Source organism: Pseudomonas sp. GV071, from assembly GCF_003050835.1.
GTDB lineage: Bacteria > Pseudomonadota > Gammaproteobacteria > Pseudomonadales > Pseudomonadaceae > Aquipseudomonas.
Window position 1 is genome coordinate 141,579 of sequence record NZ_QAOJ01000004.1, and the last position, 19,238, is coordinate 160,816.

The window sequence follows — 19,238 nt, forward strand, 5'->3', positions numbered from 1 at the left end:
TAAGGTTTTCTGATAGACTGCTCGGCTTTCTTTAACGACCCAGGTGACCCATCCATGCAGCCAATGCTGAATATCGCGCTGCGCGCCGCCCGCAGCGCCAGTGAACTGATTTTCCGCTCCATCGAGCGCCTGGATACCATCAAGGTCGATGAGAAGGACGCCAAGGACTACGTGTCCGAAGTCGACCGCGCTGCTGAAACCAGCATCATCACCGCCCTGCGCAAAGCCTACCCAACCCACGCCATCCTCGGCGAAGAAACCGGTCTGCACCCAGGTAGCGGCGACGGCGAAGACTACCTGTGGATCATCGACCCACTGGACGGCACCACCAACTTCCTGCGTGGCATCCCGCATTTCGCGGTGAGCATTGCCTGCAAATACCGCGGCCGCCTTGAGCACGCCGTGGTACTCGACCCGGTTCGCCAAGAAGAATTCACCGCCAGCCGTGGCCGTGGCGCCCAACTGAACGGCCGTCGCCTGCGCGTCAGCGGCCGCACCAGCCTGGAAGGCGCCCTACTGGGCACCGGCTTCCCGTTCCGTGACGACCAGATGGACGGCCTCGATAACTACCTAGGCATGTTCCGCAGCCTGGTTGGCCAGACCGCAGGCATCCGCCGCGCCGGCGCTGCCAGCCTGGACCTGGCTTACGTCGCTGCCGGCCGTTTCGATGCGTTCTGGGAAGCGGGCCTGTCGGAGTGGGATATGGCTGCTGGCGTACTGCTGATTCAAGAAGCAGGCGGCCTGGTCAGCGACTTCACCGGCGGTCACGAATTCCTGGAAAAAGGTCACGTGGTTGCCGGCAACACCAAATGCTTCAAGGCTGTACTCACCGCGATCCAGCCGCACCTGTCGGCTCAGCAAAAACGCTAAGTTTTTCAGGAATAAAAAAAGCGCCCCAAGGGGCGCTTTTTTATGGCTGGGTTATTGAGCCGGCTGGTTCTGACCGAGGATCAACTGACCGGTCTTCTCATCCACCGGAATCTGGCTGCCCGGATCACGGTCCATCCGCACCTGGCCAACCTTGTCTTTCAATTGGTACTTCACGTTGTAGCCGACCAGCTTGTCGCTGGTGTCGGTGACCGTGTTGCACTTGGTTTCGGTGGTGGTGTAGGTGTCATTTTCCTGCATGTTTTCCTGCACCTTGTTGCCGGCGTAACCGCCGCCAACTGCACCGGCCACGGTGGCGATTTTCTTGCCGTTACCGCCGCCTACCTGGTTGCCGAGCAGGCCACCGGCCACAGCGCCCAGCACGCTACCTACGATCTGATGTTGGTCTTTGACCGGCTTTTGCCGGGTCACGGTGACATCTTTGCAAACCTGCCGCGGAGTCTTGATGGTTTCGTTAATCGGCTCTACCGCGAGTACTTGTGCGTACTCCGGGCCACCGCCCACCAAGCTGTAAGTTGCAACAGCACCTCCGGCGGTAACACCTACCGCGCCCAGCACCGCACCAACTAGCATCGACTTGTTCACTTGAAACCTCCTGGTTGACACAGAAGCGCCGTAGCGCCTTTCTCCTAGCCTTGGAGTCCATTTCCTACAACCAGTTCAAAACAACCGACCAAAAAAAACCGCGGTACACGCCAAGCGCGACCGCGGTCACAGTGTAGCCAGTAAGCTTATGGACGCTCGTCCACCGCCTCAGTCGTGGCTGGCGGGATCAGGTCTTCCACATTCAGGTTGAGCCAGATCAGCACCACGTTGGCGATGTAGATCGACGAGTAGGTACCCGCCAACACGCCGATGAACAGGGTGATAGAGAAGCCGTACAGGTTGTCGCCACCCCAGAACAGCAGCGCCGCAATCGCCAGCAAGGTCGAGATCGACGTCGCCATGGTCCGCAGCAGGGTCTGGGTGGTGGAGATATCGATGTTCTCGATCAGCGTGGCTTTACGCAGTACACGGAAGTTTTCCCGTACACGGTCGAAGACCACGATGGTGTCGTTGAGCGAGTAGCCGATGATCGCCAGTACCGCTGCCAGCACCGTCAGGTCGAAGGTGATCTGGAAGTAGGAAATCACCCCTACCGCCACGATCACGTCGTGAATCAGGGAAACAATGGCGCCGACCGCGAACTTCCACTGAAAGCGGAAAGCCAGGTACAGCATGATGCCGCCCAAGGCCAGCAACATGCCCAGGCCGCCTTGGTCGCGCAGCTCTTCACCCACTTGCGGACCAACGAACTCAACGCGTTTCACGGTAGCCGGGTTATCGGCATCCACTTTACGCAGCGCATCAGCCACACGGCTGCCCAGTTGCGGGTCATCGCCAGGCATGCGCACCAGCAATTCGTTGGTGGCACCAAAGCTCTGCACTACAGCATCGGCAAAACCGGCTTTCTGCAGCTCTTCACGCACCTGCATGAGGTTCGCGTCGCGCTCATAGGTCAGCTCGATCAGCGTACCGCCAGTGAAGTCCAAGCCGTAGTTGAGGCCTTTGTGGAACATGCTGAACAGCGCGATGGCGGTGAGCAGCAGGGTGAAGCCGAACGCAACGTTGCGCACGGCCATAAACTTAATCGTACGTTTCATAGCAGCCCCTTAGATCCACAACTTCTTGAAGTCACGACCACCGAAAATCAGGTTAACCATGCCGCGGGTAACCATGATGGCGGTGAACATCGAAGTGACGATACCCAGCGACATGGTCACGGCGAAGCCCTTGATCGGCCCGGTGCCCATGGCGAACAGGATGCCGCCAACCAGCAAGGTAGTCAGGTTGGCGTCGAGAATCGCCGCGTAGGCGCGGTCGAAACCTTCGTGAATGGCGCGCTGCACGGTCATGCCGTTGGCTATCTCTTCACGTATCCGCGAGAAGATCAGCACGTTGGCGTCCACCGCCATACCCATGGTCAAGACGATACCGGCGATACCTGGCAGGGTCAGGGTTGCACCCAGCAAAGACATCAGCGCCAGCAGCATGACCATGTTGAAGGCCAGGGCGACGGTCGCCAGCACACCGAAGAAGCGGTAGATGGCCATGATGAACAGCGAAACCAGGACCATGCCCCACAGCGAGGCGTCGATACCCTTGGTGATGTTGTCCGCACCCAGGCTCGGGCCAATGGTGCGCTCTTCAGCGAAGTACATCGGCGCCGCCAGACCACCGGCACGCAGCAGCAGAGCCAGCTCGGACGACTCGCCCTTACCTTCCAGACCGGTGATGCGGAAGGAGCTACCCAGCGGCGACTGGATGGTCGCCAGGCTGATGATCTTCTTCTCTTCTTTGAAGGTCTGCAGCGCGACATCTTTTTCGACGCCGTCGACCACTTGCTTGGTGTAGGTCGTAGTCGGCTTCTGCTCGATGAAGATCACCGCCATGCTGCGGCCGACGTTGCTGCGCGTAGCGCGGCTCATCAGCTCGCCGCCGTGACCATCAAGGGTGATGTTCACTTGCGGACGACCGTTTTCGTCGAAGCTGGCCTTGGCGTCAGTCACCTGGTCGCCGGTGATGATCAAACCGCGCTCCAGCGGCACGGGGCGACGGCCCGGCTCGCGGAATTCGAACGATTCGGTAGTAGCCTTGGTGGCATCCGGGCCTGCGGCCAGACGGAATTCCAGGTTGGCGGTCTTACCGAGAATACGTTTGGCTTCAGCAGTGTCCTGCACGCCTGGCAGCTCAACCACGATGCGGTTGGCACCCTGACGCTGAACCAGCGGCTCAGCCACACCCAGTTCGTTGACGCGGTTACGTACAGTGGTCAAGTTCTGCTTGATCGAGTACTCGCGGATCTCGGCCAGCTTGGCCGGGGTCATCGCCAGACGCAGCACTTGCATGCCGTTACGCTCGACAGCGGTCACTTGGAAATCGGTGAAGTCTTTGCGGATCAGCGCCTGCGCTTTGCTCAGCGAATCTTCATCGCTGAAGCCCAACTGAATGGCGCCATCCTGATCAGGCAGACTGCGGTATTTCACCCGCTCTTTGCGCAGCAGGCTCTTCACATCGCCTTCGTAGACTTTGCGACGGGCATCCAGGGCTTTTTCCATGTCCACTTCCAGCAGGAAGTGCACACCGCCGGACAAGTCCAGACCCAGCTTCATCGGGCTGGCACCCAGGCTACGCAGCCAGTTCGGCGTGGTTTGCGCCAGGTTCAGCGCGACGACGTAGTCATCGCCCATGGTCTTGCGCACAACGTCTTTGGCCGGCAGTTGCTGTTCTTTTTTCAGCAGACGGATCAGACCGCCCTTCCCCTGCGCAGCCAAGGTGGCCGCTTTGACCTCGATACCTGCGTCGGTCAGGGCCTTGCTCGCGCGATCCAGATCAGCCTGGCTGACCTGCAGGGCGGTGCTGGCACCACTGATCTGTACGGCCGGGTCATCCGGGTACAGGTTCGGCGCAGAGTAAATGAAGCCGATCACCAGAACCGCAGCGATCAGCAGGTATTTCCACAGAGGGTATTTGTTCAGCATGACGCCGCCCGCTTATGACGCGGGGCGCCTTTAGCGCCCCGTCGAATGGTAAAAATGGTGAAGTTAGATGGCTTTCAGAGTGCCCTTGGGCAGCGTGGCACCAATGGCGCCTTTCTGAATTTTCAGTTCAACTGTGTCGGACACTTCGATGACCACGAAATCGTCGGTCACTTTGGTGATCTTGCCGGCGATGCCACCGGAGGTCACCACTTCGTCGCCCTTGGCCAGGTTGCTCAAGAGGTTCTTCTGCTCTTTCGCGCGTTTGGCCTGTGGACGCCAGATCATCAGGTAGAAGATGACCATGAAGCCGACCAGGAAGATGATCGACATGCTGTCGCCGCCCATAGGGCCGGCAGCAGCGGCTGGCGCTGCGCCGTCAGCGAGAGCGTCGGAAATGAAAAAGCCCATGTAAAACTCCTGTTAGAGATTCTTTAAAAGGTGATCTGTCAGTCCAGCGGCGGTGTAGTAAGCCCGCGCCGGGCATAGAAGGAATCGACGAAGGCGGCCAATGTACCCTGTTGAATAGCCTCGCGCAAACCAGCCATCAGGCGCTGGTAATGACGCAAATTGTGGATGGTATTCAACATGCTACCGAGCATTTCGTCGCACTTGTCCAAGTGATGCAGATAGGCCCGGGAGAAGTTCTGACAGGTGTAGCAATCGCAGGTCGGGTCAAGCGTGCTGTTGTCCTGCTTGTGAGCCGAATTGCGGATCTTCAGAACCCCGGTATCGACGAACAGATGGCCGTTGCGCGCATTACGCGTTGGCATCACGCAGTCGAACATATCCACACCACGGCGCACACCTTCAACCAGGTCTTCAGGTTTGCCAACGCCCATCAGGTAACGCGGTTTGTCTGCCGGCATACGCCCTGGCAGGTAGTCGAGCACGCGGATCATCTCTTCCTTGGGCTCACCCACCGACAAGCCACCAATGGCCAGGCCGTCAAAACCGATTTCGCTCAGGCCATCCAGCGAGCGCATGCGCAAGTCTTCATGCATGCCGCCCTGGACGATTCCGAACAGCGCCGCGGTGTTGTCGCCATGGGCGATCTTCGAGCGCTTGGCCCAACGCAGCGACAGCTCCATGGAGGTGCGCGCCACATCGACGTCTGCCGGGTACGGTGTGCACTCGTCAAAAATCATCACGATGTCGGAACCGAGGTCACGCTGCACTTGCATCGACTCTTCCGGCCCCATGAACACCTTGCTGCCGTTGACCGGCGAGGCGAAGGTCACGCCCTCCTCCTTGATCTTGCGCATGGCGCCCAGGCTGAACACCTGGAAACCACCGGAGTCGGTGAGGATCGGGCCTTTCCACTGCATGAACTCGTGCAGGCCGCCGTGGGCTTTGATCACGTCCATACCGGGTCGCAGCCACAGGTGGAACGTATTGCCGAGGATCATCTGCGCGCCAATCGCTTCGATGTCGCGCGGCAGCATGCCCTTGACGGTGCCGTAGGTACCCACCGGCATGAACGCCGGGGTTTCCACCACGCCACGGGGGAAGGTCAGGCGACCACGGCGGGCTTTGCCGTCGGTGGCCAGCAGTTCGAAGGTCATGCGGCAGGTGCGGCTCATGCTTGCTCCTCGGGTCCGCGCGCGGCGGGATTGCGGGTAATGAACATGGCATCACCGTAACTGAAGAACCGGTAACCCTCGGCAATCGCCGTAGCGTAGGCCGCCATGGTTTGCGGGTAACCGGCAAATGCCGAAACCAACATCAGCAATGTCGATTCGGGCAGATGGAAATTGGTCACCAGGGCATCGACCACATGGAAGGGTCGGCCCGGGTAGATAAAGATGTCAGTGTCGCCACTGAACGGCTTGAGCTGGCCATCGCGCGCGGCGCTTTCCAGCGAACGCACGCTGGTGGTGCCGACGGCGATCACCCGGCCTCCGCGCGCACGGCAGGCGGCCACGGCATCGACCACTTCTTGCGTCACTTCCAGCCACTCGTTGTGCATGTGGTGATCTTCGATCTTTTCCACCCGCACCGGCTGGAAAGTGCCGGCACCAACATGCAGGGTAACGAACGCGGTCTCCACGCCCTTGGCGCGGATAGCGGCCAGCAGCGGCTGATCAAAATGCAGCCCCGCCGTCGGCGCCGCCACCGCACCGGCACGCTCGGCGTACACGGTCTGATAACGCTCGCGGTCGGCGCTGTCGTCAGGGCGGTCTATATAAGGAGGCAACGGCATATGGCCGACGCGCTCGAGCAGCGGCAATACGTCTTCGTTGAAACCCAGCTCGAACAGCGCATCGTGGCGCGCCAACATCGTGGCTTCAGCACCGCCGTCGATCAGAATGCTCGAGCCCGGCTTGGGCGACTTGCTCGAACGCACATGGGCGAGCACGCGGCGGTTATCCAGCACGCGCTCCACCAGCACTTCCAATTTGCCGCCGGAAGCCTTCTGGCCGAACAGGCGCGCCGGAATCACGCGGGTGTTGTTGAACACCATCAGGTCGCAGGGGCGCAGGTATTCGAGAAGGTCAGAGAACTGGCGATGGGCCAGAGCACCGGTTGGGCCGTCGAGGCTGAGCAGGCGGCTGCCCTGGCGCTGGGCCAGTGGATGGCGCGCAATCAGGGCGTCCGGCAGCTCGAAATTGAAATCGGCAACACGCATGATGGGAGGTCATTTTTCAGGGGCGCGAAGTTTAACGGAAATAGGCAAATTTGACCACGCGACCCCGTTGACCACTCGCGAAGGTCTCCCTATACTGCGCGCCCTATGTGCCCTGGTGGCGGAATTGGTAGACGCGGCGGATTCAAAATCCGTTTTCGCAAGGAGTGGGAGTTCGAGTCTCCCCCGGGGCACCAAGCACATTAAAAAGGCCTTGCATCAGCAAGGCCTTTTTTTATGCCTGGCGTAAAATTGGCGTAACGACTTCGGTGCAATGCCGGAGCTCCACCCCAAATTTCAGGCATAAAAAAACGCCCGGGATCACAGGCTAAACCTGGGACACCGGGCGCTACTTACTGTCATTACCGTCACTCGAAACGGCACCACCATGACTGGGCGTAGAAGCAGTTATCAATCTCCTCAATTCCACTTAAAACCATATCGTTCTGCGCCATCCCTTGGATCGTTACGTCCAGCAGCCGGGGCAACGGATCAGGGTCGAGGGGCTCTATCGGAGCAATGCGCGCGACCACGCTAAAACGCGCCAACGAATCCACCCTCCCAGAATCGATCAAAACGCCCCCCCTTACTGGCTTCATCCTGTTGAGGCCCTCCCTGTTCAAGGTCACTCCACGGTTACGCCTTGCCACCACTAAAAACATCATCGCGCAACCCCTTATACTGTACAAATAAACAGCACTAGAGGCGACGCCACCTTACAACGCGCTCCCGACCAGGCGTACTAACGAAACGCAGCCACGCCAATACAGGTACTCACGTGCATCGACCCATGCCGCGAACCAACGTAACATGCTCGATACAATAACCTTCAAGGACGACACCGTGAGCCACCCTAACACGCAGGACGCCTGCCTAATCTGCGCGTCTCGGACAACTTATTTTTTCTCAAAGACTTATTCGGCAGGGTCTCCTAGCCCGTACTCGACTCCACTTGAAGTGCAGTATTTTAAATGTGACCACTGCGGTTTCGTACTTTCGAAGACCCACCAACAAATGAGTGCAGACCAATGGTCTGAACTAAACTACAAGTGGCATCATTTTTTCGAACAAAATCCTGAATCCCAAATATCGAACCAACCACCTTATATCGACCAATCCCTTGCCTTAACCATTCTTAATCAACACGGACTGGTCCAACTGGATAACACTCTGGACTATGCCGCAGGATATGGAACCATGGCGAAGGCCCTTGCCAAGTACTTCAATCATAAAATTTCGATATTCGACAAGTTCGTCAGATCGACTGACCAAAACTCCGGCTACGTGGAAGAGCCGAATCTCAAGCATTACGACCTAGTTATAAATAGCGCAATGTTTGAGCACGTGACACATCGTGATTCGCTCAACGAGGTTAACAATCTCGTTAGCAATAACGGTGTACTTATGATCCATACCGTAGTTTGCGAGACAGTCCCGAACGATCCGAACTGGTTTTATATTACGCCCATGGTCCATACTGCGTTCCATACTAATAAGAGCATGGAAATCTTGATGGACCAATGGGGTTACTCTAAATCAGTCTACTCCCCCCAGGCAAAAAGCTGGTTCTTATTCAAAGACTCCCACCCACAAATTAAGAATCTTCACAAGAAGATCGACGCTATTAACAACGAACTACAAACCAAATACTTCATTTCCAAAGACGGCTTCGTAGATTACTGGAAAGGCTTCGACCTGATTTAGCCTAATCAATACTCTTTGCGATGGCGTCGTAACTAGCCTCACACGCCATTGCTGCTATTCGGGATTGGTCAAAAGCTTTAGCCAATTCCCCCGCTCGCTTGTCAGCGCGCTGGAACAATTCGGAGAGCACCATCGCGGCGCGGGTGGCTGCCGCGCCTCTCTCGATAGCTCCGGTATCACAGGACACGTTGCCGGCAGCGGCGGCCAGTTTGATTGCTGCGTCCCGCACGCCGTCACCAGCTGCATCAGCAACAATCCCATCAGCGGCCGCAGCCGCGATTTGTACTCGGGCATCTTTTCCCACCTGGTTGGAGTTCTGTTGCCAGCCCTGCTCTGTAGTCCGGGCCTTGCCGGTTTCGGCCGCCAGGCCTTTAGCCTTGAGCAAGGCCTGATCGGCATTGGCTGCTTTCCACTTGTTGTCGGTGACAGTCACGCCGTGGGTATAGGCACCGAACAGAGCGGCGAACGCCAAGCCAGCAGCGAGCAGATACGGGAGCGCCTTCAGCAAAACGGCGTTCAAGCCAGCAAAGTCGCCGTGATCAGCCAACGCGTTGAGCTCGCGCACCCACCAGAACCACGCCGCGGACTCTGCCGCCCACTCTGGCTGTTCGAGCAGTTCCGGTTTTTCCATCAAGCGCTGATCGCCAAATAACGCGGCGCTGCACACCTGGTAGTTTTTCCGGCCGGTGATCTGAATCAGCCCTCGTCCGCGATATCGCTGGCCTTCACCATCTGGCGCGGGCGTGCTGCCTAAGCGCTCGGCCAAGGGGCCGGTGTCGTACTTGGCCAGATAGTTATCGCCACCGAGCTCACGCAAAAACTGAAGCTGGCCGGACTCATGACCAATCTGCGCGAGGAATGCAGCCTTGCGCTGGGGCGTGTTGATTTGGTGGCGTGACATCGCCGCATTGAGGACAGGAACAAAAACGCCCGCTTGGCGGCGGGCGTTGGGCATGTTACGAAGCAACTGTTGCTCCGTGAGTTCCATTAAAACTCCATCAGAAATAATCGCGCAGGCATCAACGTAAGCGCCCACAGGAAAGGATACGAAGGGATGTTTGAAATTAAGAGCCGAGACGGCAGAGACTACCCAGCAGAATTTTTTCGGGCAGAAAACAGCTGGCGCAATGCCAATGACCAGGTCGCAAATATTTTCCTAACCTGGCGCAAACTCTGGCAGCACGCCGTTGGCGACTACGCCACTTTTTGGACCATGGATATGCCGCCTCGTGTTGCCGAAGGAACTGTGCTGAGCAAGCCATTTTGGCTATCGACCACCCCAGTCCAAATTGGGGAGAAAATTTACGCCAGGGTGGACATCATCTGCACCAGAATTACTGACGAGAAAAATTTCCAGGCTGGTGCTTTTCTAGTCAACGAGAACGGTGACGTCTTCAATGAAGACGGCGAACTTAGAATTGACACGATCGGCACTCCCCAACCCTATGTCCTTCTGCTGTTCAACGTGCTTAAAACAGTGCTCGACGCCAAGGTTTAACCTTTTTTAAATCGAGAGCGCCCTCCGAGTCGAACGCCTGCCCACATAAGCCCAGCCCGCCAGCGTGCATGACCGCTGGAACGCAAGGCATCACGAAAAACACGGTCCGCCAACAGCCGGGGCAAAAGCCCCGTGGCATACAGGTAGTCGTGGATCACGGCCGCTTCTTGCCCATAGGAAACCACTGCGGCATAGAGCAACAGCGCAGCCAGACCGAATGCCGCCAGCAACGAGCCAACCCACGGCACAAACAGTGTCAGAACCAGGCCGATAAGTACTGCAAACACGCCAGCCGTGCGCACCGGACGGACCGACGCGAAGTCAGTCTCAAAATCCGGCGGAACAGTAATCGCACCAAAGCCAGGTGCCAGATAAGAAAAAAGCGCCAGGAGGCGCCATGTTCTGCGGTTCCCTTGCAACTCTACTTGCAAGGAATTGGGGAAACGATTCATCAAGGCGACCACTTATCGGCTGCGAAATCGACTGGAATTTCCGACAGGTTTTTCAAAGCTCGCCCGGCGTAGATCAGCGCTGCTTTGCGTTGCGCCGAGGCTTTGCCGAACTCCACCACAGTAAAAGCATCCATTGCCACCAGGGAGTTGTCGGAGGCAATCCTGAAAGTCAGAGCCAAGATTCGACCAACGCAAGTCGCCGACGACGGCACCGGAAACGACGGCCATGAACCTGAGCTGAGCGGCGCCCGAAATGTTCTCTCGGTCAGTGGCACGGGACTGATAGAGGATCCCGCCGAACTCAATCCCAGCATCAATGTGGCGATCCCGTTCCGCATCAACCTGAGTCAGCGCTACGAACAAACTGGTATCCGGCAGGCTTTCGGCGAAGTGGTAACCATCAGGAGGAGCTTCCCCCTGTACAGCTGGCACCCAACCCTTTTTATCGTTCCGAGCGAATACCCCAGAGAAGGCCTTAGCGGGGTAATCCGCTGGCAGAATTTCAGCGTAGAAGTGGCAGTCAGGGACTTGCTCAATGACCGACGGCTACGACTGTTACCAAAACGCAATGGCCGAGCGCGTGAACGGAATTTTGAAGATGGAGTTCCTGTTGCATCGTCCCAAGAACCTCTCAGAAGATCGAAAGATGGTGGACGAATCGATAGGGATTTATAACGAAGAGCGGCCACATTTGGCCTTGAAATACAAAACGCCCGATGCGGTGCATCGGGCGTTTTGAGAGTGAAGCAGGTGTAAACCTATTTCAGGACTAGACACTGAACATCAGCAACGCCGGGCTTAATGCTTGATCGCAACGCTGACGTTCGAGCGCGAAGGGGTCCCATCCAAGCCCCAGGAGGACGCCAGCAAACCGAAGGTTTGCCCACGCGTCAGATCAACCGTTGACTCACATTCCCAGGTGCCGCGCGCGCTGACCGTGGTATTGCACACATAGGTGCCTACCGTTACCGGGCCACTGGCAGGCCCTGCGCTAATACTTACCGTGACGACTGCGCCAACCGCGCCAGTGCCTTGAACCATTGGCCGCTGCGTGGGCAGATACTCAAGTTCCTGTGGGTTGGGTGAGGTTATCCGCAGGGATGGCGGCGTGGCATAACGCGGGGTGATGACCAGATCCTGGGGATATTTCAGGTTGTCGGCGACCACCTCGAAATCAGCCCCGCCGTCGCCCACGACCAGCTTGTAGATGGTCTTGCCCCACGTCATGTACAAGCTCCCGGCGGCGTCGGTCGCCAAGCCCTGTGACTCGCCGCCACTTACTATCTGCACAGGCTTGGACTGCCCTGGGCTGTACCGGTAAATACCTGGTCCGTCCCCCTCGCTGGTTTTGGCCACCGAGAAGTAGAGGTTACCGGCAGGGTCAAGCGCCATGCCTGTAGGAAAACTCACGCCAGTAATCAACGGCACTAACGTGTTAGTAGCCGCGTTTCTCCGAAATACCGTGCGCTCTTGGGGCGACGATATATACAGGTTGCCGTCATCATCCAGGGCCAGTCGGCTCGCCATCACATTAGCGACCACCACCCGCTCTCCGCCTTCTGCCGGGAAGTACGAAACCCGGTAGCTTTCGCTGATGTAGATACCTCCTTGGCGATCAACCACGACGTCAGAGGGCCCAACCAAACCACGCTTCAACACCACGCCGTCGCCGCCGCCCGCGGGATATCGCGTCAGCGTGCCGGAATGATAACTGACCACGTAGATATTGCCGGCCGCATCGGCGCCCATACGCGGCGCATTGATGTAACTGTCGATTTCTGCGGTTGGCGTGGCTGCATCCAGGGTCAATATCGATAACTTCCCGTTTCCGTATGCAGCGCTGGCGTCGCCGTCCTGAGCGACATAAATAATCGGTTCATCGGCTTTCTCGGCAACGGCGGGCAGCGCGATAAACGGGACAATCAGAGCCAAAAAAGCCTGCCTGATTTTGGCGGATGGAGAAATTGAAGCGCTTCGTAGCGACGATTGAGAACACATAGCGGATCTTCCTTCTATCCAGACTATTCACCTGCACGTCGTGACACGCCGTGCACATAGAAAGCGCGTGCCGGCTTTCATAGGCCAACGCTAAAAGTCCGAACCAAAGGAGTCTGTAGACCGCAACCTAAGCTGCACCGACCAACAGCAGCGAGAGTTGTGGGAAGGGAAAACGTAAACGCTGCATTTGCCGAAACCCGCCTGCACAGCCCCGCGCCAAGCACAGGCCGCATGGCGCTAAGGCCCATTCGCGCCGCTGGAGCGCGCTTAAGGCTTCGCTACGTTGGATGGCCGCTCCGACTCCTGCCACCCCCCACCCAACGCCAGGAACAGATTGATCTGCGCCATCGCCACCTGGGTATTGGCCGCCGCCAGTTGTGCACGCATATCGGTGTAGGTCTTGGTCGCCTGCAAATCCGCCAAGAACGACGCCCGCCCTGCCTGGAAGAATTGATGCGTCTGGTTGGCCGCCTGCTGCGCCGAATGTTCGGCATCGGCCAAGGCGTCGCGGCGGTCGAGCAAGGCGCTGTATTGCACAAGACCGGTCTGGGTTTCCCGTACAGCGTTAAGAACCACACCATCAAAATGCGCCAATGCCGCCTGGGTGCCCGCCTCGGCTTCACGAATGCGAGCCCGCGCACCATTGGTGGGAATGGTCCAACTGATCAGGGGGCCAAAGCCCCAGCGGTTGGTGGCCGGCTCACCGAGGTGGTCGAGGATACCCACGCTGCCCACGGTCGCCCCGATACTGATGTTCGGGTACAGCTGCCCGGTGGCCACGCCAATCTTGGCGGTGGCGGCAGCCAGGCTGCGTTCGGCCTGACGGATGTCCGGGCGGCGTTTGAGCAGCTCGGCACCATCACCCACCGGCAACAGCTGAGCGATATGCGGTAACTCAGCACAATCGCTGACACCCGCCGGCAATTGATTGACCGGCTTGGCCAGCAGCATCGACAAGGTGAACAAGCCTGCCTGTTGCGCCGCGTCGTAGCGCGGCATCTCGGCGCGTAGCGATTTGAATTGAGTCTGCGTGCGCGTCACCTGGGTTTCATCGCCACGCCCGGCATCACGCAGGCGCTGCACCAGGGTTACGCCCTCCTCTTGCAGGTCCAGCGATTGCTGGGCGATTTTGCGCTCCTCGTTGGCGGCGCACACTTGCGTGTAGGCGCGCACCACTTCGGCCACCAGGGTGATTCGAGCGGTGTCTGCCGCCGCTTGCGCCGCATCGGCATTGGCCTGCGCCGACTCGATGCCACGCTGCAAGGTGCCCCACAAGTCGAACTGATACGAGGTGCTGATCGAGCCGCTGCCGATGTTGGCGACCGGCACTTTTTCGGTGAGCAGGAAGGCTTCGCCGGACTCCTGCAAACGCTCGGCGCCAAACTTGGCGCTGCCGCTGAAACCACCTTCGGCCTGTGCTTCTTCGACCTGGGTGCGGGCACGCGCCAGGTTGGCGGCAGCCACCCGCAAGTCGGTGTTGGAAGCCATAGCCTGCTGCACCAACTGGTCCAGACGCGGATCCTGGTAGAGTTTCCACCAGTCCGCCGGCACCGGTGCCGACACCACGTCGCTGTTGCCGGTCGCCAGTTGCCCTTGCAGATCCGCGCGCTGCACGGCGGCCTCTTTAGGCAATTGATAATCCGGCCCGACTGCCTGGCATGCCGACAACACCAGGCCGAAACTGGCTGCCGTCAGTAAACCGCGAGCTGCCTGGCGGTTCATTGCGCGTTCTCCGCCGTCGCGTCGCCGCCTTCGATGATCGATACCGTGGCGGTGCGCCCGGCAATCATGCGGAAGTCGGCCGGCACCTCGTCAAAGGCGATACGCACCGGAATGCGCTGGGCCAATTGCACCCAGCTGAAAGCCGGGTTAACAGTGGGCAGCATGTTGCTGCCGCTCGTGCGGTCGCGGTCTTCCACAGCAGCAACGATGCTCTGCACATGACCGCGCAGACGGGTATTGTCGCCAAGCACGCGGATATCCACAGCCTGGCCGATGTGAATGTGCTGCAGCTTGGTCTCTTCGAAATAGCCATCGATGTGGAACGACTCGCCGTCCACCACCGACAACACCGGCCGCCCGGCGGTAACGAACTCATGGGCACGCGGCGCACGGTCGTTGAGGTAACCGTCCACCGGACTGCGGATCACCGAACGATCCAGATTGAGCTTGGCGGCATCCACCGCCACCTGCGCGGCCGCCACTGCCGACTGGGCACGGCTCTCGCGGGACTGGCTTTCTTCCAGCTGCTCACGGGCGACCAGATTGCCCAGACCACGGTTACGTTTGGCTTCACGCTGCGCCTGCGCCAAGGCTTCCTTCTGCTCGGCGGCCGTGGCTTCGGCCTGACGCAGCGCCAGAGTGAAACGGTCCTGGTCGATGGTGAACAGCACATCGCCTCGTTTCACCGGTTGGTTGTCACGCACTTCGACCTTCTCGATCAGCCCGGACACGTCCGGGGCAATCTGGATGATATCGGCGCGGATATGGCCGTCGCGGGTCCAGGGCGCAAACATGTAGTACATCACCATGCGCCAGACCACCACGGTAGCCAGGGTCACCATCAACAACGTCAGGACCACGCGGCCCAGGGTCAACATAGGTTTTTTCATAGCATCAGGCTTCGGCAAATAGCATCCACCGCACCGAGCAGTACGGCGTAGAGACCAACGTTAAACAGGGCCCGGTGCCAGACCAGGCGGTAGAAGTGCAGGCGATTGAGCACGCCATGCACCAACAGGTACAGCACATAGGTGAAGGCCATCATCACCAGCAGCGTGGGCAGGAATACCCCGCTGATATCCAGATCACCGATCACAGTGCAGCTCCATCGATGCCGTAGGGCAGTTGTTCCTGTGCATCGCCTGCCTCTACCAGCACTTCCACGCCCGGCAACAAGGCCAGACGCAGACCACTGAGGGCCAGCAGGCTGTGCAGCCGGGCCTGTTCGGCCTCGGCACAGGCGGAAAAATTGATCGCCCGGCGGGCGCGGTCCATGGTCATCAGCAAGCCCTTGGGCGCGGGCAGGCGCTCTCCGGCTTTCAGGCAGGCGCGGAAGTACTCACCCACTTCAGCCACCACTTGCTGCAGCGAGGTTTGCGCACTGACCGGCAAACGCGGCAGGTAGGCGAGCACGTCGAGCAAGCACAGCGCCACGCGCAGATCACGCAGCGCGCTGCCGGTGTCCTGGCCGGTCTGGGTCAGACGCGGCAGGTGCTGCATCAGGCGATCGAGCATGCGCACACCCATGCCCCGGTGTTCGGCCAGGGTCGCCGGCTCGGTGAGGGCGACGATGTCGCGCCAGCTGAAACGGGTCATACGCTTGGCCGCCAGTTCGACGCCGAAGGGGCGCATCACCAGGGTCCAGACAAAGGCGAACAGCAAGCCCACGGGCCCGGCCAGGTTGCTGTTGATAAAGGTCATGAAGTTGGCGTCGTAGGCGCCCTGGATGCTGATGAACGACGAGGTATTCACCAGGGTCAGGAGCATGCCGAGGTAAAAACGCGGTTGCACGGTGAGAGTGCCAATGCAGATAAATGGCACGGCAAAGGCCAGCACCAGCATCGGGAAGTCGTGCAAGTTGGGCAGGATCAGAAACAGGTAGAGGCTGGCAAACAGCGCCGACATCGCGGTCCAGAAAAAGAACCGGTAAATCTGCGGCGCCGGGTCGTCCATGGCGGCGAAGAAGCTGCAGGCCACGGCGGCGAGAATCACCGCGCTGCCGCCATCGGTCCAGCCCAGGCCGATCCACAGCAAGGAGGCGACGATGATCGCGCTGATGGTGGAAAACACCGAATAGAGCATCAGCCCACGGTCGAAAAACGGCGTCAGGCGACCCAGGCGCCAGTGCCGGTAAACCGCGCGCCAGGGCGCCTGGTCATCGAGCAGAATCGCGTGCTGCAGGCTGCGGCAGTCTTGCCACAGATCGACCCACTCGCCTAGGCGATACAGCCCGTTGGAAAGCAGCAATTGGCGGCGTTCGTCCAGCGCTTCAGCGGTCGGCTGCAAGGCGTCGAGCTGCTCGCGCAGCGTCTGCCAGCGTTCAGGATTGGCATCGTTGGCGGTGCTCAGCAGCCACTGCTGAGCCTGTTCCAACACGGGCGCGAGCAAGGCCACCAGATCGGGCGAACGGCGTTCGATGGCGATCAACGCGTCGTCCAGGCCATCGATAACCGGCAGCAGATGAATCATCCGCCCGCGCAATTCCTTGGCATTGCGCACCGTCTGTGGCCGCGCGCCTTCATGGGGAAGCTGGCCGATCATCAGTTCCAGGGTGTTGAAGCTGGCCACCATCGCCGCACGCAAGCTGCCCACCTCCGCTGCCGCAGCGCCGCGGCTGAGAAAGTGCTGGCTGTAGCGCGTGGCGTCGGCGAACCAGGCACCTGCGGCGTCCATCAGCACCGGCGCCAGGCGCCGAGGCCAGAACACCGCACCAACTACCGCCGCACAGACGATACCGAGGAAAATTTCCTGGGTACGCGACGAGGCGATGTCGAACACCGCGCTGGGGTTATCCACAACCGGCAGCGCAATCAGCGGCAAGGTGTAGCCCGAGAGCATCAGCGCGTAGCTGTTGGCGGTGCGCAGGTTCAGCGACAGAAACAGCAAGGTGCCGGTCCACAACGCAACCACCACGACCAGCAGCAAGGGCGTCTGCACAAACAACGGCACAAACAGTACGGCAGCCGCCGCGCCAACCAAGGTGCCGACGGCGCGGTACAACGCTTTGGAGCTGGTAGGGCCGACAAAGGGGCTGGAGACGATATAGACAGTGGCCATCGCCCAGTACGGACGCGGCATCTGCATGATCATGGCGATATAGAGCGCCAGCATCGAGGCGCCGAAGGTTCGCACGCCATAGAACCAGTCGCGGGCCGGCGGCATGCCGGCGAAGAAGCCTTTCATAAAGGTTCTCCGCCGCTAGTGCGCCCGGCATCTTCAAAGGCGCGCACCACGCGCAGCGCAGCTTCGAGGTCCGCCGGGGGAATGTCCTGCAGCACTTCGCGGCGCAGGCGCACCAACTCGTTTTCAATCGATTCGGCCAGCTCGCGGCCGCGCGGGGTCAGGCTCAAGGCTTTGGCGCGGCGGTCGTCCGGGTCTTCACTGCGGCAAACAAAACCGGCGCGGCACAACTGGTCGAGCAGGCGCACCAGTGACGGGCTTTCCAACCCGGCGGCCTGCGCCACCGCCACCTGTCGTACACCGTCACCCAGGCGCACGATCATCAGCAACGGCACCGCGCAGGCTTCGGAAATTCCGTAGTTGGCCAACGTCGCCTGGCAAATGCGTCGCCAATGGCGGGACGCCGTCACCATGCCGCTGCTGATATTGAGCTGGAGTGCTTCGAGGGTCATTGAAAAGGACGCGAAAATTTAATTAGTTAGCAAGCTAATTGTATTCTCGGAAATTTCCACTCGTCAATTACCGCATGGAGGCTTTGCAGCTTTATTTCACCGCCCTTACGGCGACTATTCCGGCAGGTTTTAGCGCTATGCCAAAAAGGCCTGGAAGCACCGGAATCAGGCGCTGTACGGGCTATTTCAAGGGGTTGTTTTTCGCCCAAAACTTAACTATCGTTCCGCCCACTGTGCTGCCGGGATCGCGCCCAATCGCGACGCCGACAACCAGTCCAGCCCTCGGCTCGAGGCTGTCATTAACTAAAGCTCCAAGGAAATAAGATATGTCGAATCGTCAGAACGGTACCGTCAAGTGGTTTAACGACGAGAAAGGTTTTGGTTTTATCACTCCAGAAAGCGGTCCGGATCTGTTCGTGCACTTCCGCGCTATCGAAGGCGACGGCTTCAAGAGCCTGAAAGAAGGCCAGAAAGTCAGCTTCGTCTCGGTACAAGGTCAGAAAGGCCTGCAAGCCGACCAAGTACAAGTAGTCGGTTAATCCGAATGCTCAACAAAAAGCCCCGCCTAGTGCGGGGCTTTTTGTTGTTGCCGTGGGACAAATTCGCGCAGGTTTTTTCACCAGCCTGCTTTTGCAGTAAAGTGCCTCGCGCTTTTCACCCACCGCGAGCTCCGCATGTCCAAACGTATTCTTCAGCCTCAGGGCGATTTCCCCGCTGTCGGCCTGCTCCGTCGCTCTGCCGCGATGTTCTATGACTTCCTGCTGTGTGTGGCCATCGCAATCGTCACCGGCCTGCTGTATCAGCAAGTCGTGTTGCGCCTGATCTTTGGCAGCGACCGTCTGCTGGAGTTGGCTAACAACAAAGCACTGGATGTGGATCCTGTGCTCTCCACCGTTGTGCTGTTCACCATTTTTGCCTTCTTCGCCAAGTTCTGGACGCACTCGGGCCAGACCCTGGGCATGCAGGTATGGGGCGTGCGTGTGCAGAATGCCGACGGCAGCGCCATCAGCCTGTGGCAGGCGCTGCTGCGCTTTATGGTGTCGATTGCCTCGTGGGGCTGCCTGGGTCTGGGTTTTTTCTGGGCGCTGTGGGACAAGCAGAAACGCAGCTGGCATGACATCTATTCAGAAACGCGCCTGGTGCATATCCCGAAGAAGAAGAAAAACTAAAAGCCTCCCAAGGGACCTCAATCCAGTATGG

The 19,238-nt window shown here is 59.1% G+C and carries 20 protein-coding genes, 1 tRNA gene and 2 pseudogenes; 7 read left to right on the forward strand and 16 right to left on the reverse strand.

Annotated elements, in window-relative coordinates:
- Positions 1-54 precede the first annotated feature (54 nt).
- Positions 55-870, forward strand: coding sequence for an inositol-phosphate phosphatase (suhB, locus tag C8K61_RS09355; protein WP_108095977.1), 816 nt, complete (start codon positions 55-57; stop codon positions 868-870).
- 51 nt (positions 871-921) lie between these two features.
- On the opposite strand, the gene C8K61_RS09360 is transcribed toward suhB, so the two are convergent.
- The 6 genes from C8K61_RS09360 to queA all read right to left on the reverse strand — a co-directional run bounded on the left by C8K61_RS09360 (position 922) and on the right by queA (position 7,035).
- Positions 922-1,473 carry a glycine zipper 2TM domain-containing protein gene (locus tag C8K61_RS09360; protein WP_108095978.1) on the reverse strand — a complete coding sequence of 184 codons (552 nt, stop codon included), beginning with the start codon at positions 1,471-1,473 and terminating at the stop codon, positions 922-924.
- Positions 1,474-1,619: 146 nt separating this feature from the next.
- Entirely contained in the window at positions 1,620-2,531 is a 912-nt protein-coding gene (secF, locus tag C8K61_RS09365) for a protein translocase subunit SecF (RefSeq protein WP_108095979.1), read from the reverse strand.
- Between the two features lie 9 nt (positions 2,532-2,540).
- Positions 2,541-4,409: a protein translocase subunit SecD gene (gene secD, locus C8K61_RS09370; RefSeq protein WP_108095980.1), complete on the reverse strand. Its 1,869-nt coding sequence runs from the start codon at positions 4,407-4,409 to the stop codon at positions 2,541-2,543.
- 63 nt (positions 4,410-4,472) lie between these two features.
- The gene (gene yajC / locus C8K61_RS09375) at positions 4,473-4,817 is read right to left on the reverse strand and encodes a preprotein translocase subunit YajC (protein WP_108095981.1); all 345 of its coding nucleotides are present in this window, start codon (positions 4,815-4,817) and stop codon (positions 4,473-4,475) included.
- A gap of 38 nt (positions 4,818-4,855) precedes the next feature.
- Positions 4,856-5,971, reverse strand: coding sequence for a tRNA guanosine(34) transglycosylase Tgt (tgt, locus tag C8K61_RS09380; RefSeq protein ID WP_178086444.1), 1,116 nt, complete (start codon positions 5,969-5,971; stop codon positions 4,856-4,858).
- 14 nt (positions 5,972-5,985) lie between these two features.
- Positions 5,986-7,035, reverse strand: a complete 1,050-nt coding sequence (gene queA / locus C8K61_RS09385) for a tRNA preQ1(34) S-adenosylmethionine ribosyltransferase-isomerase QueA (RefSeq protein ID WP_108095983.1) — start codon at positions 7,033-7,035, stop codon at positions 5,986-5,988.
- 109 nt (positions 7,036-7,144) lie between these two features.
- On the opposite strand from queA, the gene C8K61_RS09390 reads away from it, so the two are divergent.
- A tRNA-Leu gene (locus tag C8K61_RS09390) sits at positions 7,145-7,229 on the forward strand.
- Between the two features lie 817 nt (positions 7,230-8,046).
- Complete coding sequence (locus tag C8K61_RS09400; RefSeq protein ID WP_218277807.1) at positions 8,047-8,736, forward strand: methyltransferase domain-containing protein; 690 nt, start codon at positions 8,047-8,049, stop codon at positions 8,734-8,736.
- Position 8,737: 1 nt separating this feature from the next.
- Here the strand turns inward: C8K61_RS09400 and C8K61_RS26955 are convergent, their stop codons facing one another.
- Positions 8,738-9,283, reverse strand: a complete 546-nt coding sequence (locus C8K61_RS26955; protein ID WP_371919982.1) for a DUF2514 family protein — start codon at positions 9,281-9,283, stop codon at positions 8,738-8,740.
- A pseudogene (locus C8K61_RS26960) lies at positions 9,263-9,724 on the reverse strand (glycoside hydrolase family 19 protein); the annotation flags it as partial. The pseudogene C8K61_RS26960 and the gene C8K61_RS26955, both read right to left, overlap by 21 nt.
- Before the next feature lie 66 nt (positions 9,725-9,790).
- Between C8K61_RS26960 and C8K61_RS09410 the strand changes: the two are divergent.
- Positions 9,791-10,234: a hypothetical protein gene (locus tag C8K61_RS09410; protein WP_108095987.1), complete on the forward strand. Its 444-nt coding sequence runs from the start codon at positions 9,791-9,793 to the stop codon at positions 10,232-10,234.
- Here the strand turns inward: C8K61_RS09410 and C8K61_RS09415 are convergent.
- Together C8K61_RS09415 and C8K61_RS26965 are read right to left on the reverse strand one after the other, a co-directional pair.
- A complete protein-coding gene (locus C8K61_RS09415) occupies positions 10,231-10,686 on the reverse strand; it encodes a DUF1353 domain-containing protein (RefSeq protein WP_108095988.1) in 456 nt (151 codons plus the stop codon). The two genes, C8K61_RS09410 and C8K61_RS09415, sit on opposite strands and share 4 nt — an antisense overlap.
- Positions 10,686-10,820 (reverse strand): hypothetical protein, encoded by a 135-nt coding sequence (locus C8K61_RS26965; protein WP_256589395.1) that lies wholly within the window; start codon positions 10,818-10,820, stop codon positions 10,686-10,688. Before C8K61_RS26965 ends, C8K61_RS09415 begins: the two co-directional genes overlap by 1 nt.
- Positions 10,821-11,215: 395 nt before the next feature.
- Between C8K61_RS26965 and C8K61_RS09420 the strand changes: the two are divergent.
- Positions 11,216-11,425 (forward strand): annotated as a pseudogene (locus tag C8K61_RS09420) (integrase core domain-containing protein); the annotation flags it as partial.
- 59 nt (positions 11,426-11,484) lie between these two features.
- Here the strand turns inward: C8K61_RS09420 and C8K61_RS09425 are convergent.
- The 6 genes from C8K61_RS09425 to C8K61_RS09450 all read right to left on the reverse strand — a co-directional run bounded on the left by C8K61_RS09425 (position 11,485) and on the right by C8K61_RS09450 (position 18,038).
- A complete protein-coding gene (locus C8K61_RS09425) occupies positions 11,485-12,684 on the reverse strand; it encodes an SMP-30/gluconolactonase/LRE family protein (RefSeq protein ID WP_108095989.1) in 1,200 nt (399 codons plus the stop codon).
- A gap of 267 nt (positions 12,685-12,951) precedes the next feature.
- Positions 12,952-14,406: an efflux transporter outer membrane subunit gene (locus tag C8K61_RS09430; protein WP_108095990.1), complete on the reverse strand. Its 1,455-nt coding sequence runs from the start codon at positions 14,404-14,406 to the stop codon at positions 12,952-12,954.
- Positions 14,403-15,296, reverse strand: coding sequence for an HlyD family secretion protein (locus tag C8K61_RS09435; RefSeq protein WP_108095991.1), 894 nt, complete (start codon positions 15,294-15,296; stop codon positions 14,403-14,405). Before C8K61_RS09435 ends, C8K61_RS09430 begins: the two co-directional genes overlap by 4 nt.
- Positions 15,293-15,502 (reverse strand): DUF1656 domain-containing protein, encoded by a 210-nt coding sequence (locus C8K61_RS09440; protein WP_108095992.1) that lies wholly within the window; start codon positions 15,500-15,502, stop codon positions 15,293-15,295. The genes C8K61_RS09435 and C8K61_RS09440 overlap by 4 nt, the downstream gene beginning before the upstream one ends.
- Positions 15,499-17,589 carry an FUSC family protein gene (locus tag C8K61_RS09445; protein ID WP_108095993.1) on the reverse strand — a complete coding sequence of 697 codons (2,091 nt, stop codon included), beginning with the start codon at positions 17,587-17,589 and terminating at the stop codon, positions 15,499-15,501. Before C8K61_RS09445 ends, C8K61_RS09440 begins: the two co-directional genes overlap by 4 nt.
- A complete protein-coding gene (locus C8K61_RS09450) occupies positions 17,586-18,038 on the reverse strand; it encodes a MarR family winged helix-turn-helix transcriptional regulator (RefSeq protein ID WP_108095994.1) in 453 nt (150 codons plus the stop codon). Before C8K61_RS09450 ends, C8K61_RS09445 begins: the two co-directional genes overlap by 4 nt.
- 326 nt (positions 18,039-18,364) lie before the next feature.
- Here C8K61_RS09450 and C8K61_RS09455 point away from each other — a divergent pair, with 326 nt between their 5' ends.
- Complete coding sequence (locus C8K61_RS09455) at positions 18,365-18,577, forward strand: cold-shock protein (protein ID WP_108095995.1); 213 nt, start codon at positions 18,365-18,367, stop codon at positions 18,575-18,577.
- A 135-nt stretch (positions 18,578-18,712) separates the two neighbouring features.
- Entirely contained in the window at positions 18,713-19,207 is a 495-nt protein-coding gene (locus tag C8K61_RS09460; protein WP_108095996.1) for an RDD family protein, read from the forward strand.
- Positions 19,208-19,238 lie beyond the last annotated feature (31 nt).

Coding starts and splice junctions, on each gene's coding strand:
- C8K61_RS09435 (WP_108095991.1), bottom strand. CDS start 15,296: ATGAAAAAACCTATGTTGACCCTGGGCCGCGTGGTCCTGACGTTGTTG.
- C8K61_RS09430 (WP_108095990.1), bottom strand. CDS start 14,406: ATGAACCGCCAGGCAGCTCGCGGTTTACTGACGGCAGCCAGTTTCGGC.
- C8K61_RS09450 (WP_108095994.1), bottom strand. CDS start 18,038: ATGACCCTCGAAGCACTCCAGCTCAATATCAGCAGCGGCATGGTGACG.
- C8K61_RS09425 (WP_108095989.1), bottom strand. CDS start 12,684: ATGTGTTCTCAATCGTCGCTACGAAGCGCTTCAATTTCTCCATCCGCC.
- secD (WP_108095980.1), bottom strand. CDS start 4,409: ATGCTGAACAAATACCCTCTGTGGAAATACCTGCTGATCGCTGCGGTT.
- suhB (WP_108095977.1), top strand. CDS start 55: ATGCAGCCAATGCTGAATATCGCGCTGCGCGCCGCCCGCAGCGCCAGT.
- C8K61_RS09400 (WP_218277807.1), top strand. CDS start 8,047: ATGAGTGCAGACCAATGGTCTGAACTAAACTACAAGTGGCATCATTTT.
- tgt (WP_178086444.1), bottom strand. CDS start 5,971: ATGACCTTCGAACTGCTGGCCACCGACGGCAAAGCCCGCCGTGGTCGC.
- C8K61_RS09445 (WP_108095993.1), bottom strand. CDS start 17,589: ATGAAAGGCTTCTTCGCCGGCATGCCGCCGGCCCGCGACTGGTTCTAT.
- C8K61_RS09415 (WP_108095988.1), bottom strand. CDS start 10,686: ATGAATCGTTTCCCCAATTCCTTGCAAGTAGAGTTGCAAGGGAACCGC.
- C8K61_RS26965 (WP_256589395.1), bottom strand. CDS start 10,820: ATGGATGCTTTTACTGTGGTGGAGTTCGGCAAAGCCTCGGCGCAACGC.
- yajC (WP_108095981.1), bottom strand. CDS start 4,817: ATGGGCTTTTTCATTTCCGACGCTCTCGCTGACGGCGCAGCGCCAGCC.
- queA (WP_108095983.1), bottom strand. CDS start 7,035: ATGCGTGTTGCCGATTTCAATTTCGAGCTGCCGGACGCCCTGATTGCG.
- C8K61_RS09460 (WP_108095996.1), top strand. CDS start 18,713: ATGTCCAAACGTATTCTTCAGCCTCAGGGCGATTTCCCCGCTGTCGGC.
- C8K61_RS09455 (WP_108095995.1), top strand. CDS start 18,365: ATGTCGAATCGTCAGAACGGTACCGTCAAGTGGTTTAACGACGAGAAA.
- C8K61_RS09410 (WP_108095987.1), top strand. CDS start 9,791: ATGTTTGAAATTAAGAGCCGAGACGGCAGAGACTACCCAGCAGAATTT.
- secF (WP_108095979.1), bottom strand. CDS start 2,531: ATGAAACGTACGATTAAGTTTATGGCCGTGCGCAACGTTGCGTTCGGC.